We start from the raw sequence: 15,191 nt of genomic DNA, 5'->3' as shown, positions 1-15,191 counted from the left end.
GCCGAGCGACCCCGCGCGAGTGGCGACCACGGGGGTCAGCTTCCGGGTGAGCCTGCCCGGCAGGGGCGTCTCGGCGCGCCGCGCGGCGCCGCCGGAGACCCCGATGGAGACCTCACTGACCGGCATCCCGCTGATCCGGGGCGGCGCTGCCGCGGCCGTCGGCCGGGCCAGCGCCTCCGCGATCGGGCACACCGGGGTGGTGGCCGGGTCCGGGGTGGCGCGGCCGCCGCGCCGCCGGGTGGTGATGCCGGACCGGCACGCCGCCGCGGCCTCCGGTGACGCCGCGGCCGCCCTGCTCGCCTCCGCCGTCGGCGCGGGCGCGGTGGGCGGCCGGCGCGCCGGCGCTCCCGGCCCCGCCCTCCCCAACGGCCTCGCGGGCCACGGCGGTTCCGGCGGCGGCGACCCCGAGGCGACGCAGGCGCTGCCCGTCGTCGCGGCCGGGGCGCGGGTGCTGCGCCGCCGGCCCGGCGGGGGAGGGGTGACGCGGCCCGTGCCGGCGCCGACGCCCCCGCCGCTGCAGGAGACGGCGATGATGCCGCCGGTGCGGATCGCCCCGCCGCAGGACGAGGCGCGGCCCGCCGTCCCGCTCAGCGCCACCGAGCAGACCGGCGCGTTCCGCCGGCTGACCGGGGTGCACGCCTGGTACCCCGGGCGGCGGATGAACCTGGGCCTGGTGCTGCTGCCGCTGCGCATCGTGCTGGGCGTGATGATGATCGGCGCGGGGGTCGCCAAGCTCACCGACCCGGTGTACTTCGACGGCGGCTCGCGCGGCTCGATGATGCGCTGGCTGCTGTCGCTGCACCCCTGGCAACTGGCCGCCCCGCTGGTCGACTTCGCCATCCAGCACCCGATCGGCTCCGGCCTGACGGTGGCCTTCGTCCAGATCGCCATCGGCGCGCTGTCGGTGCTCGGCCTGTGGCAGCGGGTCTGCGCCGCGGCCGGGATGCTGCTGGCGGCGGCCCTGCTGGTGACGGTTAGCTGGCGGTCGGCGCCGGTGTGGGACACCCCGGCGGCGCTCTACCTGGCCGCCTGGAGCCCGCTGCTGATCGCCGGGGCCCCGCTGTTCTCCATCGACAGCCGGCTCGCCGCCGAGGCGTGGCGGCGCTTCCAGCCGCGCCCCGAGGTGTGGCAGCTGCGCCGCCGGGTGATCGTCCGAGGCACCCCGATGGTGGCGCTGGTGCTGGGCCTGACGCTGCTGCTCGGCGCCGGGCTGGGCGCCTCCACCCGCGGCCAGGCCCGCACCGGGACGGGGCCGGGGCTGCCGGCGCAGGAGCCGCTGCCCTCGCACAGCTCCTCGCCGATGGGGCCGGTGGTGCCGGGTGAGCCGCGGCTGCACTCCGCCGCGCCGTCGCCGACCCGGTCGAGCTCGCCGTCGCCGACGCCGTCCAACTCGGCGGTGGTGCCGAGCGGGGCGCCGTCCCGCTCCCCCTCGGGGACGACGACCGGCGGTGCGCCGGCCGGCTCGGGCCAGGGGACGTCCTCGTCCCACGGCTACGGCCGGGAGCCGTCCGGGACGGGCACCGGGGGCGGCGCGACGACGTCCTCGCACAGCAGCGGCACGGGCGGCGCGCAGCAGCCGGCGCCGACCCATGCGCGCCCCTCCAGCGGCGGCGGGGGCGGCGACGGCAGCACGCTGGGCGGCCTGCTCGGCGGGTAGCCGGAGCGCCGCGGAAAGAACACGGCAACAGCAGGGAAGGAGGGCGGCCCGGGAATTCCCGGGCCGCCCTCCTCCTTCCCTGCTGTCGAGGTGCTGTTTCCTTGGATTCAGCTTCTTCCGTCGGTGGCGTTCAGATAGGAGGCGTCGCAGACCGGGCGCGCGAACGTGCGGGCCTTGGCCGCGCCGTACTTGGCGACGGCCGCGTGCCCGATGCTGTGCGCCAGCGCGGTGCAGTGCGCCGCGAGGGAGGGGTGCTCCAGCACGGCGCGGTTCAGGTCGTTGAGCGCGACGCCCGGGTCCTTCTCCCGAACCGTCGTCAGCAGCGAGCCCTTGAGGCCCGCGGCCGTCAGGGGCCGGTGCTGCTGCGGCGGCGCCGCGGCGGGGCGGGCGGCATGCTCGGAGCCGCCTCCCGTCGAGGTGGAGGCCGTCAGGAGCTGGGAGCCCGCGGAGGAGGCGACCCAGGGCACCCGGGTGACGGCCAGCGTGCCGGAGAGCACCAGCGAAACCGGAAGGATGAGTGCGATTGATCTGCCGAGTCGGCGTGCTGCCTGATTCACTCTGGCGATGCTAGCGAGCCATAAAGATCCGAATCCCGGGGAACACGCGAAAGGATGACACGCGTGAGGGTGATGGCCCGTGCAGCGAATTGACTAATCGTCAGGGCGTTTGGATTGAAGGGCATTCTCGTCGATCCGGGCGGGGTCCAGCAGCGCCGGGTCGAGGGAGGGCAGCAGGACCTTGTCGACGTAGTCGCGCGCCGCCGTCTCCATCCCGACGTCGTGCTCGGACTCCTCGGAGAGGAACCAGCGGTGGTCGAGCATCTCGTGGAAGACCTGCGCCGGGTCGATCGACGGCCGCAGCCGGCGCGGCACCATCCGGATCGCCGGACGGAACACCTCGCGCAGCCAGCGGTGCGCGATCACCTCGGGCGACGCGGACATCACCGGGTCGTCCGGGTCGTGGTCCGGCTGCACCGCGGTGAACGCCTCCAGGTCGTTCAGGAGGCGGCGGGCCTGGTTCTCCTGGACGTCCAGCCCGGTGAGGCGGAGCAGTTGCCGCTGGTGGTGGCCGGCGTCCACCACCTTGGGGATGATCGTCACCTTGCCGCCGTCGGGATGGTTGTCGATCTGCAGCTCGCCCACGTCGAAGCCGAGTTCGTTGAGGCGGCGCACCCGCGCGTCGATGCGGTGGCGCTGGTCGGAGCGGTAGACGGTGGGGGCCGTCAGCTCGTGCCACAGGTCGAGGTAGCGGGAGAGCACCACCTCGGCGAGGACGATCGGGTCGAGCGAGGGGTGCAGCAGGCCGCCCTCGGCGAGGTCGTAGAACTCGCCGGCGATGTTCATCTGGGCGGTCTCGATGTCGTACTGCCGCTGCCCGTCGGAGAGCGACGGCCGCAGGTCGCCCGTCTCGGCGTCGACCAGGTAGGCGGCGAAGGCGCCGGCGTCGCGCCGGAAGAGGGTGTTGGAGAGCGAGCAGTCGTTCCAGGCGAAGCCGACCAGGTGCAGCCGGACGAGGAGCACGGCCAGCGCGTCCAGCAGCCGCTCTATGGTGTCCGGCCGCATGGTCTGCTCGAACATCGCCCGGTAGGGCAGCGAGCGGGCCAGGTGCCGGGTGACGAGGGCGGGTTCGAGGGGGTTGCCGTCCCTGTCGGAGCGGCCGGTGACGACCGCGACGGGGTCGACGGAGGGCACCCCGAGCCGGTCCAGGTCGCGCAGCAGGGAGTACTCGCGGAGCGCGGAGTGCTCGCCGATCTCCTTGACGGCCAGGACGTCGCCGCTCGCGCTGTGCGAGGAGCAGACGAAGCGGACCTCGTGGCGGGAGATGCCGCGGGGCAGGTCGACGAGGATGTCGTCGGGCCACGCGGTGAGGGGGAGGTTCCAGGGCAGGGCGAGGAGTTCGGTGGGGGCCTGGGTGGGCGATGCGGCGGTGAGTTTCACGCTGCGATCCGTTGCGGTCCGTGGGTCGGGTTGCGGTCGAGGGGCACGGTAGCGGGCCGCGTGGTGCGGGCCCGGGCGGTGCCGCCCTGAAACCCCCGCACCCCACCCGCCCGGCTGCGCCGGGCGAATGGGGTGCGGGTCGGAACGATGCTTCGGCGTCAGTCGCCGAGGCGGTTGCCGGTGGAGGTGGAGAAGACGTGCGTCTCGCCGGAGCGCGGCACGACGCGCAGCGTCTCGCCCTTCATCGGGATGTCGCGGCCGCTCACGCGGACCACCAGGTCGCGCGACTCGCCGCCGACCTCGATGGTGCCGTAGACGTAGGCGTCCGCGCCCAGCTCCTCGACCACGTTGACGGAGACCGGCAGGCCCTCGTCGCCCTTGGACGTGCCCTCGCCCGCCTTGGAGACGTCGAAGTGCTCCGGGCGGACGCCGACCGTGACGGTCTTGTCCGAGCCGGCCTGGCCCAGCGCGTCGCGGGTGACCGGGACGATCGAGTTGCCGAACTTGACTCCGCCGTCGGCGACGGGCACCTCGACCAGGTTCATCGCCGGGGAGCCGATGAAGCCCGCGACGAAGAGGTTGTTCGGGCGGTCGTACATGTTCCGCGGGGTGTCGATCTGCTGCAGCAGGCCGTCCTTGAGCACCGCCACGCGGTCGCCCATCGTCATGGCCTCGACCTGGTCGTGGGTGACGTAGACGGTGGTGACGCCGAGGCGGCGCTGCAGCGCGGCGATCTGGGTGCGGGTCTGGACGCGGAGCTTGGCGTCCAGGTTGGACAGCGGCTCGTCCATGAGGAAGACCTGCGGCTCACGGACGATGGCGCGGCCCATCGCGACACGCTGGCGCTGACCGCCGGAGAGCGCCTTCGGCTTGCGGTCCAGGTACTCCATGAGGTCCAGGAGCTTGGCCGCCTCCTCGACGCGCTTGCGGATGTCCGCCTTGTTGACGCCGGCGATCTTCAGGGCGAAGCCCATGTTGTCGGCGACGGTCATGTGCGGGTACAGCGCGTAGTTCTGGAACACCATCGCGATGTCGCGGTCCTTCGGGGGAAGGTGCGTCACCTCGCGGTCGCCGATGCGGATGGAGCCCTCGTTGACGTCCTCGAGGCCCGCGAGCATGCGGAGGGACGTCGACTTGCCGCAGCCGGAGGGGCCGACCAGAACGAGGAACTCGCCGTCGGCGCACTCGATGTCGAGCTTGTCCACGGCGGGCTTCTCGGTGCCCGGGTATATACGGGTGGCCTTGTCGTACGTAACGGTCGCCATTGACTCAATCTCCCCTTCACCGGCAGGAACGTGCCGGACGATCCGAGTAAAGGATGGAGGCCCCCGATGCCCGGGCGGGCTCCGGAGTCCGGGCCGAGGAGCGTCGGCCTGCTCGAACGTTAACCGGGTGTTGCGACTTTGTCAGTACCTGTGCGGTGGTGAATTCAGCGGCGGTCGGTCGTGTGCGGGGGTGTGGCTCGGCTGGGGTTTGGGTGATGTTGGGTAGCTTTGTCCGTCATGGAGTTGGGTTCAGGGATGGACGGCGGCCTCTACCGGACGATCGCCGAGTGGGCGGATCGGCAGCCGGATTGGCTGCGCTCGCTGATCTCCGGCTACGCCGAGTACGGGCTGGCGGTGTTCGCGCTGCTGATGGTGTGGGGGTGGTGGGCGGCGCGGCCCGCCCCGGGGCGGGCGATGGCGCGGGCGTGGGCGGCACCGGTGGCGGTGGTGGCCGCGTACGGGATCAACGAGGTGGTGAAGGCCGCGGCGCGGGAGGTGCGGCCGTGCGTGGCCCTGCGGGTGCGGACGGTGGTGGTCTGCCCGGGGCGGACGGACTGGTCGTTCCCCAGCAACCACGCGGTGATCGCCGCGGCGGCGGCGGTGGCGGCGGTGGGGTTGGCGCTGTCGGTGCCGAGGGCGCCTCGGACGGCGGGGCCGGCGGGGTCGCCCCGGGGCCGGCGGGGGGTGGGGTGGATGGCGCTGGTGTCGGTGGTGGCGGCGCTGCTGATGGGGGCCTCGCGGGTGCTGGTGGGGGTGCACTATCCGCACGATGTGTGGGCGGGGTGGGTGGTGGGTGCGGTCGTCGGGGGGCTGCTGGTGTGGGCGGCGGCGTTGCTGGGGGGTGTGGTGGACCGGGCGCGGGGGTCCGACTTCGGGTGGGTGGTGTTCGGACGCGGCGAGGGCCCGGTGGGTTGGTAGCGCGCCGTCGTGGTCACCGCCGACGCCCCGGCGCCCCGCGCTGTGGGCGGGGTGCCGGGGCGGAGGGGCGGCCAGGAGGTCAGGCGGCGCGGCGGGAGGTGGTGGCCTTGAGGAGGGAGAGGCCGGTGGTGAGGACGAGGGCGACCTCGGCCGTCAGGACGATCCGCTCGGTGAGGCCGCGGGCGTTGAAGCCCGGGAAGGCGGCGTTGAAGGCCTCGGCGAGGGGCGTGTGGGGGAGCACCGAGGGGATGCAGGTGACCAGGTAGACCACCAGGGTCAGCAGCGACGCCCCCGTCGCCAGCGCCGCCGCCTTGCCGACCCGCCGCCACGCGCCGACGCGCAGCCGACGGGCCGTCAGCAGCCCGGCCACCGGCATCGCGACCATCGCCACCGTCGCCGCGTAGCGGTGGATGTTGCCGCTCAGCGAGATCGGCGCGAACTCCGCGTCGGTCGGGAAGATCACCGTCAGGGCCAGCATCCCCGCCGTCACCGCGAGCAGCGCGGGGACGGCCCGGCCGACCGCCGGGGCCGCCGTGCGGAGCGCCCGTCCCAGGCCCGCCGCGCCGGCGCCCAGCGCCAGCACCGCGACCGCGAAGAGGCCCGCCGTGCCCGGGGCGAGCGCGTAGGAGGAGAGCACGCTGGTCACCGGGTTGAGGTGGCCGGCCAGGTGCACCGCGAGCATCGCGGCGAGCGCGGTGACCGGCCCCCAGACGGCCAGCCGCGTCCAGGCCAGCGGGACGACCGAGCGCCGCGGCTTCGCCGGGGCGGGCGCCGGGGCGGCGGCGCGCAGGGGGAGGGGCCGGGTCCGGGTCTGGGGGTCGAGGATCGCGGTGGTCACGGGGGCTCCCGGTGGCTCGGTAGGGCTGCTCTTTCCTACTGATCAGCCTGTCGACCAGGAGTCCGCGAAACGATGGAGTGATCCGGTGGATCGACCCGGGGGCAAACCCCACCCCTACGGGTGGGGCGCAGCGCCTGCCGTGCCGAAGACCCGCTTGTAGACGTCCTCCCCGTGGCTGGTGGGGAGCGGGTCGCCGGGGACGATCCGGAAGGTGCGGGTGCCGTCGTCGCGGCGCTCGGCGCGCAGCCGGACCGCGTCCGCGTCGCCCCCGAACCCGTCGGCGAGCGCGAAGAGATGGGTGACGAAGACGATCCGCACACCGGAGGCGGTGAGCGCGGTGAGGATCTCCCGGGCGATCTCGGAGCCCTCCCGCTCGTTGGTGGCGGCGAACGACTCGTTGCACAGCAGCAGCGCGCCCGGGGCGAGGACGTCGGCGATGCCGCTCATCCTGGCCAGCTCCTCCTCCAGCTTGCCGTGCGTCATGGTGGCGTCCTCGCGCCGCCGGTAGTGGGTGAAGAGCCCCGTGCGCACCTCCGCGCGGAACTCCGCCGCGGGCGCGAACGCCCCGCACTGCAGCAGCAGCTGGGCGGTGCCGACGCTGCGCAGGAAGGTGGACTTGCCGCCCTGGTTGGCGCCGGTGACCAGGATCAGCGGGGCGCCGCCCGCTTCGACGTCGTTGCGGGTGATAGCGGTGGACGCGTCCGCGGTGAGGGCGAGCCCGGGGTCGTAGAGGTCGCGGGCGGCGAGCGCCGCGGTGCCCGGCTGAAGCGGCTCCGGCGTGCACAGCGGCAGCCCGCGGTCGGCGAGCCGCTTGCGCAGGTTGAGCAGGCAGAGGTGGAAGCCGAGCTCGCGGTGGAGCGCGGCGAACCAGTCGCGCAGGTGGTCGGCGGCGGTGGCGACCGCGTCGGCGACGGAGTTCAGGCCGCGGTCGCGCAGCTCCTCCAGCGCCTTGGCATTGCGGTCGTCGTTCTCCGGGAGGGTGAAGCTGAGCGTGTCCGGGCGGCGCGGCCCGAGCGGGAAGCGGCGGGCCGGCTTGCGGTCGGCCGGGTCCGGCGCGTCCGGGTCGGGCCGGCCGAGGGCCAGTTCGGTGGCGCGGCCGCCGTCGCCGAGCCGCGCGGAGAGCAGGATGCCGCGGCGGAACTGCAGCTCCTTCAGGTGCCGGGCGACCTCGCGGAACCAGTCGTCGTCGACCTCGCCGTCCAGCTCGGCGAAGAGGCCGGTGAAGCCCTCGGATGCCCAGCCGTCCTGGGCGGCGAGGCGGGCGGCGAGCCGGCGCAGCGCGCGGAGGCGCTCGGTGAGCACGTCCAGCGAGTTGACGGCGCGCCGCAGCACCGACTCCGGCGTGGGGTACAGGACGATGCTGAGCCGCCGCTCCCGCTCCAGGGCGTCGGCGGCGAGCGTGTGCAGCTCGCGGACGGCGCTCTCGTGGGCGAGGGCGTCGGCGTGCACGCGCTGCCGGTAGCGGATCTCGTCCGGGGTGCGCAGCGGCGCCAGCAGCGCGGCGCGGGCGGTCGCGGCGGCGGCCTCGTCCGGCGGGTCCATGGCGGCGAGCAGGGTGTCCAGTTCGAGGTCGTCGGTGAGGTCGCCGGAGTGGGCGAGCGGGCGGTCCGCGGTGTCGGGGGCGAACTCGCGGTCGGAGTGCAGGAGTCGGACGTCCATCAGCGCAGTCGCTCCCGGAGGGCGTCGTGGGTGAGGCCGTACTTGGCGGCGATGGCGGTGGCGTAGGCGCGGCCGTCGGCGGGGCGGCGGACCAGCCGGTAGGTGCGCTGCGAGGGGTCGTCCGGGACGATCGTGGCGACCAGCGAGACCGTCCGCTCCCCGTGGCGCGGCAGGGCGGCCAGCTCGTCGACGAAGGTGACGTAGAGGCAGGTGACGTCGAGCGCGGCGAGCTTGTCCAGGACGTGCTCGCCGATGAAGCGGGCGTCGTGCAGCGAGGTGGAGCTGAAGCTCTCGTTCATGATGACGACGCTGCGGGAGGTGGCCTCCTCCAGCGCCTCGCGGATGCGCACCAGCTCGTCGTCGAGCTTGCCGCGCAGCGTCCGCAGGTCCTCCTCGCGCTCGAAGTGCGTGAAGAGGTTGTCGGGCAGCGGCAGTTCGGCGTCGGCGGCGGGCACCGGCAGGCCGAGCGCGGCGAGGTGGTGCAGCTGGCCGAACATCCGGGCGAAGGTGGTCTTGCCGCCCTGGTTGGGGCCGGTGACCACGAGCAGCCGCTCCGGCGGCTCCAGGGCGACGCTGTTGACGACGATCGCCTCGGCGCCGGTGTCCGGGCGCTCGTGGGCGAGCTTGTCGGCGAGTGCCAGGTCGTAGCCGTCCAGGATGCGCACCGGCCCGCCGGGCTCGTTGATCCGCGGCAGGCAGAACGGCAGCCCGGCGTCCCGCAGCGGCCCGGTGAAGTCCAGATAGGCCAGGTAGAAGCGGATCTCGTGGTCGAAGTCGACGAGCACCGGGTCGAGGAAGTCGCGGTGCTTGGCGGCGAACTCCTCCAGGGCCGCGAACGGCTCCGGGTTGAGGTCGGCGACCAGGCCCAGGATGCGCGCCTCGACCGGGTCCATCTCCAGGTCGCGGGGCATCGCGGCGAGATGGGAGGGGGCGCCCTCGCGGCGGAACCGGGCGAAGAGGCCGGCGATGTCCGCGCCGTGGTCGCGCTCCCCGCGGTGCCGGGAGACGCTGATCCGGTTGGCGCGGATGTGCAGGGTGTAGCGGACCTCGGCGAGGTCCGCGGTGACCTTGTCGGCGGCCGCCCGCAGCTCGGCGAAGGGCGTGCCCGGGGTGAGTGCGGAGCGCAGATGGGCGACGAGCTCGCCGAGGGCGGCGCCCAGGCCGTCCGGCTCCGCCTCCGGGGCGGTGAGCGCCTCCGCGAAGGCGGTGACGGCGGCGCCGTAGTCGTGCACCGCCTCCAGCCGCACCAGGTGGTTCTGCAGCGGGTGGGGGAGGCGCTCGCCGAGCGACAGGTGCTCGCGGATGTTGCGCAGCGCCCGGGTGAAGCCCCGCACCGCGTCCGACACCTGCGTGTTCGACAGGTCCCGGACGATCTCGTGACGGTGGGCGACATCGGCGGGGTCGGTGAGCCCCGTCCGGTAGCGCGGCGCCAGGGCGTCGCGTTCGCCGGGCGGTTGGGTGAGGAGGAGTGCGTCGATGAGTGCGGTGAGGTTCAGGTCGTCGAGGGCGCTGGTTGCCACGGGCGCAAGCCTAGGCACGGGGTGGCCTCGCCGTGAACGGTCCCGGGGCCATGCGATTGCCCGGGGCGGCGCTCCCGGGCCGCGGCGAGGGAGGAACCTTACGCCTGATTGGTACCGCTATGGGGTGGACGGCAACACCGATGTGACTGGGTTCACCCCCTACCGACCGGCGTGTTGCCGGGAGTTGGAACTCCCCCACAGCTGCCCGCACTACAGTCCTGGCGGGGCGGTGCGGGCCTCGTGCTTCACCCCGGTGGCGCGCAACCGCCGCCGCCCCGCGGGCGTCTACAGGCCCGTAGTCCATTACAGTGCTCACGCGTAGCAAGGGGGATACGCAGACGACCGGGCCCCGAAGCCGGGCCGCCACTGGAGGAATCCGGCAGTTATGAGTGATCACCGTCGCAAGGGCCCGTCACGGTCCGGGGCCAACCCGCCGTCCTGGTTGCGAGGTGCGACGGGCGGTTCCGGCTCGCGCCGGGCGTCCGGAGGCCCCCGGAGGACCGGCCCCCCGCCGTCCTCGTCGGGCCCGCCCTCGTCCGGCCCGTCCTCGTCCGGTCCGTCCTCGTCCGGTCCGTCCACCCGCCGCATGGAACCCGCCGCCTCCAACATGGGCGGCCACGGCGGCAGCGGCGGACGCCGCCGCGCCGCGGGCAGCGGCGGCGGACGCGGCTCCGCGACCGGGGGCGGCAAGCGCCGCTTCCGGATCCCCGGCTGGAAGTGGATCCTCGGCGTCGTCCTGCTGGTCTGCGGCGGCGGCATGGCCGCCTGCGCCGTCTACTACATGACGCTGGACATCCCCAGCCCCAACCCCAGCACCCAGGCCCAGGACAACGTCTTCTACTGGTCCGACGGCACCGTGCTGGGCCGGCAGGGCTCGGTCAACCGGCAGAACGTGACGCTCGGCCAGGTGCCCGCGAAGGTCCAGTGGGACTTCCTCGCCGCCGAGAACCGCACCTTCTACACCGACAAGGGCGTCGACCCGCTCGGCATGGTGCGTGCTGTCTACCACATGGCCAGCGGCGGGGATGTGCAGTCGGGTTCGACGATCACTCAGCAGTTCGTCAAGAACGCGATGCTCTCCCAGCAGCAGACCGTCAGCCGGAAGTTCAAGGAGATCATGATCTCCCTGAAGATCGGCTCGGAGTACAGCAAGCAGCAGATCCTCCAGGGCTACCTCAACAGCAGCTACTACGGGCGCGGCGCCAACGGCATCGAGGCCGCCGCCGAGGCGTACTACCACGTGCACGCCTCCCAGCTGACGGTGAGCCAGGGCGCGTTCATCGCCTCCACCGTCAACGAGCCGTCCGTGCTGATGAACGCGGACAGCGACGCCGGCGCCCGCGCCGCGGCCACCAACCGCTGGCAGTACGTGCTGGGCTGGATGAAGAAGCTCAACAAGATCTCGCCGGCCGAGTACGACCAGATCATGAAGGCCGGCTTCCCGGTCCCCAAGCCCCAGTCGGACAACAGCTCCATCAGCGGCCAGAAGGGCTACCTGATGGACACCGCCGCCAAGTACGTCGAGCAGAAGGCGCACCTGACGGAGCAGCAGTTCAGCCGGGGCGGCTACCAGGTCTACACCACCTTCGACCGCGGCAAGGTCAACGACCTGCAGGCCTCCGTCAACAAGATGCAGGCCAAGCACCTCAACACCAAGCTGCGCTCCATCGACAAGAACGTGCAGGTCGGCGCCGCCTCGGTGGACCCGACGACCGGAGCGCTGGTCGCCATCTACGGCGGCGCGGGCTTCGACAAGGGCCACTACTCCAACAACGCCGACGCCCAGGGCGTGCCGGTCGGATCGACGTTCAAGCCGATCGTGCTCGCCGCGGCGCTGGAGAACGGCGCGGTGCTGAACCCGGGCGCCTCCGCGTCCAAGATCACGCCGGACTCGAAGTTCAACGGCAACGACCTCATCACCATCAAGAACCAGGCCGGGAAGGTGATCCCGGACAGCAAGGACCCCACGGGCCTCTTCCACCAGAAGAACGACGTCGCGACCAAGTACGGCTTCGTGACGCTCAACTACGCGATGCAGGAGTCCATCAACACGCCGTACGTCCAGCTCGGCGAGTACACCGGGTACGACAACGTGGAGAAGGAAGCCCTCTCCGCCGGCCTGCTGAAGACCTCGCTGCAGTACGACACGCCCGGCTTCTACATCGGCACCTCGACGCCCTCCGCGATCCGGATGGCCGACGCCTACGCCACCTTCGCCAACCAGGGGCTGCAGCGCGACCCCTACTCGGTGACCAAGGTGCTCAACAGCGGCAAGCCGATGACGGGCTTCGACAAGCCCAAGACCGTCCGCGCGATGCCGTCCGACACCGCCAACACGGTCACCAAGGTGCTGCAGAACGTGGTCCAGAACGGTACCGGCAGCAACGCCAAGGCCCTCGGCCGCCCGGTGGCCGGCAAGACCGGTACGACCGACGAGTACAAGTCGGCCTGGTTCATCGGCTACACCCCGCAGCTGGTCACCTCGGTCTCGATGTTCCGCGAGGACCCGAAGCACCCGGCGCTGCTGAGCATGAAGGGCGTCGGCGGCGACGAGAAGGTCTACGGCGCCAACATGCCGACCGAGGTGTGGACGAACTACATGCAGGCCGCCCTCCACGGCAAGCCGGTGCAGAACTTCCCGCAGGCTCCCGACCTGGGCAAGGGCGCCGACGAGAACGGCGCGTCGCCGAGCCCCTCGCCGACGCCGACCGACAACTCGCCGACGCCGAGCCCCACGCCGTCCGCCACCGACACCGGCTGCCCGCCCGGCCACGGCCGGAACCGGACCTGCCCGACCGCGACGCCCACCGGCGGCAACACGCCGGACCCGACGCCCTCGGCGACGGACACCTCCGGCGGCTGGTGCGGCCTGATCACCTGCCCCGGCGGGAACCCGACCGACACCTCGACGCCCACGGCGACCTCGTCCCGGGGGAAGGGGCACCACTGGTAGTGGTGGTCGTAGCGGTAGCGGTAGCGGTAGCGGTGCCGTGAGCCCGTGAGCGGTTGAACGACAAGGGCCGGGCCCCCCGATCCACGATCGGGGGGCCCGGCCCTTGCGGCGTTCGGCGCGTCAGAAGTTGTAGGGCTTCTCGGTGTTCCAGTTGAGCACGTCGGCCTCGTTCCAGGTGAACTTGGGCGTGCTGCCGCTCGCGTCGACCGAGTAGAACGGGCCCTCGCTGCCGTCCGCGCCGCGCAGTGCGAAGGCCAGGGAGGTCGCCGACTGGTCGCCGGAGCCGTAGTCGTAGAGCGCGACCGCGCTGTAGACCTTGCCGCCGACCGGCAGCGTGATGCGCCCGGAGCCGCCGCTGTCCTTGGAGGAGTGCGGCAGGACGGAGCCGTCGTCGCCCAGCTTGATCGACGGGAAGGAGGTGATCGAGCAGGGCTTGTCGCCCTGGTTGGACGCGGTCAGCAGCAGGTGGTCGCCCTGCTGGTTGGCAAGCTCGTGCACCGCGGTGACCAGCATCGCGGCCCCCTGGCACGCCGCGGCGCCACCGCCCGAGCCGGAACCCGAACCGGAGCCCGAGCCCGAACCGGACCCGGAGCCGGAACCCGAGCCGGAGGAGCCCGAGCCCGAACCGCCGCCCTGCGAGCCGCCCGAGCCCGACCCCGGGGTGGCCGAGGACGACGCCTTGGCCCCGCCCTTGCCCGTCCCGCCGCTGCTGGCCTGCTTCGCGCCGCCCGTCCCGTCGCCACCGAGGCCGGAGCCGTCGTCGGCGCCCTTGCCGTGCGCGGAGACCGAGGCGCTCGCGCCGCCCGACGCCTTCACATTGCCGTCGCCGTTGCCGCAGGCGGTGAGGCCCAGCGCGAGCGCGGCGGTGACGGAGGCCAGAGCGGCGATGCGGATCCGGGAAGTGCGCATGATCGGGTTCCCCCTGCGGTCGGTGCGGGCGTCGCCTTCGGTCGTTCCCGCGCTGTGGACACCACTGTGGCGGATGCCGCTGATGTTTCGGAAACGCTTCGCTTACGTCCGGAGAACCCGCAGGTCGACGGCGGTGGGGAGGGGGGAGGGGGAGGGGGAGGCCTCTGAATCGTCCCAGCTCGCACGGGGGCAATCGCGATGGACTCGAACGGTTCTGCGATCACGATGGGTTGCGGCAAGTCCGAGACGCGCAGCCGGTCTCTCGGCGACTCTACTGTCCGGGCGAGCACTGTGCTCCTGACCGGAGGGACGCCAGACCATGACAGCTCATCACCACCGACCACCCGGGGCCGCGCGCCGGACGGAGCCATCATCACCGCGGCGGACCCGCCGGGTGCGGCTCGCCGCGATGGCGGGTGCGCCGGCGCGCGGCCGCCGAGCGGCGATCGCCCTGACCACGGTGGTCGTCCTGCCGGTCACCGTCGGCGGCACGGCGCTGGGCATCAACCCGCGCGGCGTCCTCACGGGGGCCGGCGCATTCCTGGACTTCTGGGCCGGCGTGATCACCCTTCTCTCGCTCACCGCCACGGTGATCTGGGGCCAGATATCCACCGTCGGAGCCCTGCTGAGCCCGCGTCAGCGGTTATGGGCCCAGGCGGTGCACCGGGCAACCGGTGTCCTGGGCCTGTGCTTCCTGGCCCTGCACATCCTGGTGAAGATCGCGTACGGCGAGGTGAGCGCGGGCGGGCTGCTGCCGGGTGCGGCTGATCGCGAACGGCTCTACATCGGCCTCGGTGCGACAGCCGCCTACCTCTTCGTCGCCTCCGCCGTGGTCGGCGCGGCGCGCAGTGCCTTCGCTCCCGGACGGAAGGCCACCAGGAGATGGCGGCTGCTGCACAGCTGCGGATACCTCGCGTGGTGCGCGGCCCTGGTCCACGGGCTGAAGGCGGGCCGCCCGGTCTCCAGCCCGCTGGTGACGTTCGGTTACGCGGCATGCCTGGTGGTGGCGGCGCTCGTCCTGCTGATGCGTGTCGTCCGCCCCGGGCGGCCCGCGCCGGCGCCGTCGGGCAGGCCCGAACCCGCGGCCGCGCCGGTGTCCGGCCGACGTACCGCGGAACCGGCCGCGCTGCCCCCGGCCGCGCTGCCCCCGGCCGTCGGACCGGCCGACCGCGGTCGAGCACCCCGGCCCGCCCCCGCGGCCCTTCCGCCCGCCGGGGCGTACACCCCCGCGCCGCCTGCGACTTCACCGCAGGGGCCGCCGGCGCCCCGGCCGTACTCCGCAGACGTGCCGATGCGCAGTGCGGCCGCGGCGGCCTACCTCGCCCGCTGGGGCGGGGGCACCCCGAACGCCCCCGCGGATGGGCCGGTGCCGAGCAGTCGGCCGCCGCTCGACGGCCATGCACCCCCGTCCGGCTCGGGATCCTGGCACGAGACCGCCGACCGGCAGCACCCCGAACCCGAACCGCCGTTCGTCCCCCTGCCGCAGAACGGACAGTGACCCGCGTGCCCCGAGCCAAACCCACCCGTTCCGCCAA

11 protein-coding genes are annotated in these 15,191 nt (G+C 73.2%); 4 read left to right on the top strand and 7 right to left on the bottom strand.

The genetic code is table 11. The annotated features are described in order from the left end of the window. The first annotated feature begins 19 nt into the window (after window positions 1-19). A complete protein-coding gene (locus tag BIV57_RS09570) occupies window positions 20-1,657 on the top strand; it encodes a DoxX family protein (RefSeq protein ID WP_107409519.1) in 1,638 nt (545 codons plus the stop codon). A gap of 107 nt (window positions 1,658-1,764) precedes the next feature. Here BIV57_RS09570 and BIV57_RS09565 read toward each other — a convergent pair whose 3' ends face one another. The 3 genes from BIV57_RS09565 to BIV57_RS09555 form a co-directional block, all read right to left on the bottom strand. Continuing rightward, the gene (locus BIV57_RS09565; RefSeq protein WP_071656264.1) at window positions 1,765-2,214 is read right to left on the bottom strand and encodes a hypothetical protein; all 450 of its coding nucleotides are present in this window, start codon (window positions 2,212-2,214) and stop codon (window positions 1,765-1,767) included. A 93-nt stretch (window positions 2,215-2,307) separates the two neighbouring features. Continuing rightward, a complete protein-coding gene (locus BIV57_RS09560; protein ID WP_071656263.1) occupies window positions 2,308-3,594 on the bottom strand; it encodes a DUF4032 domain-containing protein in 1,287 nt (428 codons plus the stop codon). 158 nt (window positions 3,595-3,752) lie between these two features. Continuing rightward, entirely contained in the window at window positions 3,753-4,859 is a 1,107-nt protein-coding gene (locus BIV57_RS09555) for an ABC transporter ATP-binding protein (RefSeq protein WP_071656262.1), read from the bottom strand. 237 nt (window positions 4,860-5,096) lie between these two features. Between BIV57_RS09555 and BIV57_RS09550 the strand changes: the two genes are divergently transcribed. Further along, window positions 5,097-5,777, top strand: a complete 681-nt coding sequence (locus tag BIV57_RS09550) for a phosphatase PAP2 family protein (RefSeq protein WP_071656326.1) — start codon at window positions 5,097-5,099, stop codon at window positions 5,775-5,777. A 79-nt stretch (window positions 5,778-5,856) separates the two neighbouring features. On the opposite strand, the gene BIV57_RS09545 is transcribed toward BIV57_RS09550, so the two are convergent. From BIV57_RS09545 to BIV57_RS09535, 3 genes are all read right to left on the bottom strand, one after another. Continuing rightward, window positions 5,857-6,615: a DUF998 domain-containing protein gene (locus BIV57_RS09545; protein ID WP_071656261.1), complete on the bottom strand. Its 759-nt coding sequence runs from the start codon at window positions 6,613-6,615 to the stop codon at window positions 5,857-5,859. Between the two features lie 114 nt (window positions 6,616-6,729). Next, the gene (locus BIV57_RS09540) at window positions 6,730-8,274 is read right to left on the bottom strand and encodes a MutS-related protein (RefSeq protein ID WP_071656260.1); all 1,545 of its coding nucleotides are present in this window, start codon (window positions 8,272-8,274) and stop codon (window positions 6,730-6,732) included. After that, window positions 8,274-9,794, bottom strand: a complete 1,521-nt coding sequence (locus BIV57_RS09535) for a MutS-related protein (protein WP_079170173.1) — start codon at window positions 9,792-9,794, stop codon at window positions 8,274-8,276. Before BIV57_RS09535 ends, BIV57_RS09540 begins: the two co-directional genes overlap by 1 nt. A gap of 586 nt (window positions 9,795-10,380) precedes the next feature. Here BIV57_RS09535 and BIV57_RS09525 point away from each other — a divergent pair. Then, window positions 10,381-12,747, top strand: coding sequence for a transglycosylase domain-containing protein (locus BIV57_RS09525; protein ID WP_245797500.1), 2,367 nt, complete (start codon window positions 10,381-10,383; stop codon window positions 12,745-12,747). Window positions 12,748-12,867: 120 nt separating this feature from the next. Here the strand turns inward: BIV57_RS09525 and BIV57_RS09520 are convergent, their stop codons facing one another. Next, window positions 12,868-13,656: a DUF4232 domain-containing protein gene (locus tag BIV57_RS09520; RefSeq protein ID WP_071656257.1), complete on the bottom strand. Its 789-nt coding sequence runs from the start codon at window positions 13,654-13,656 to the stop codon at window positions 12,868-12,870. A 409-nt stretch (window positions 13,657-14,065) separates the two neighbouring features. Between BIV57_RS09520 and BIV57_RS24055 the strand changes: the two genes are divergently transcribed. Beyond that, entirely contained in the window at window positions 14,066-15,154 is a 1,089-nt protein-coding gene (locus BIV57_RS24055; RefSeq protein ID WP_139275563.1) for a hypothetical protein, read from the top strand. The last annotated feature ends 37 nt before the right edge of the window (window positions 15,155-15,191 follow it).

The sequence above is a fragment of the Mangrovactinospora gilvigrisea genome, assembly GCF_001879105.1.
Lineage (GTDB): Bacteria > Actinomycetota > Actinomycetes > Streptomycetales > Streptomycetaceae > Mangrovactinospora > Mangrovactinospora gilvigrisea.
Note: the sequence above shows the minus strand (reverse complement) of the source record. Positions and strands in the feature narration are given on the sequence as shown.

Bases quoted from the DNA above. Each gene is read 5' to 3' on its own strand.
- BIV57_RS09555 (WP_071656262.1), bottom strand. From the start codon at position 4,859: ATGGCGACCGTTACGTACGACAAGGCCACCCGTATATACCCGGGCACC.
- BIV57_RS09520 (WP_071656257.1), bottom strand. From the start codon at position 13,656: ATGCGCACTTCCCGGATCCGCATCGCCGCTCTGGCCTCCGTCACCGCC.
- BIV57_RS09525 (WP_245797500.1), top strand. From the start codon at position 10,381: ATGGAACCCGCCGCCTCCAACATGGGCGGCCACGGCGGCAGCGGCGGA.
- BIV57_RS09540 (WP_071656260.1), bottom strand. From the start codon at position 8,274: ATGGACGTCCGACTCCTGCACTCCGACCGCGAGTTCGCCCCCGACACC.
- BIV57_RS09550 (WP_071656326.1), top strand. From the start codon at position 5,097: ATGGAGTTGGGTTCAGGGATGGACGGCGGCCTCTACCGGACGATCGCC.
- BIV57_RS24055 (WP_139275563.1), top strand. From the start codon at position 14,066: ATGGCGGGTGCGCCGGCGCGCGGCCGCCGAGCGGCGATCGCCCTGACC.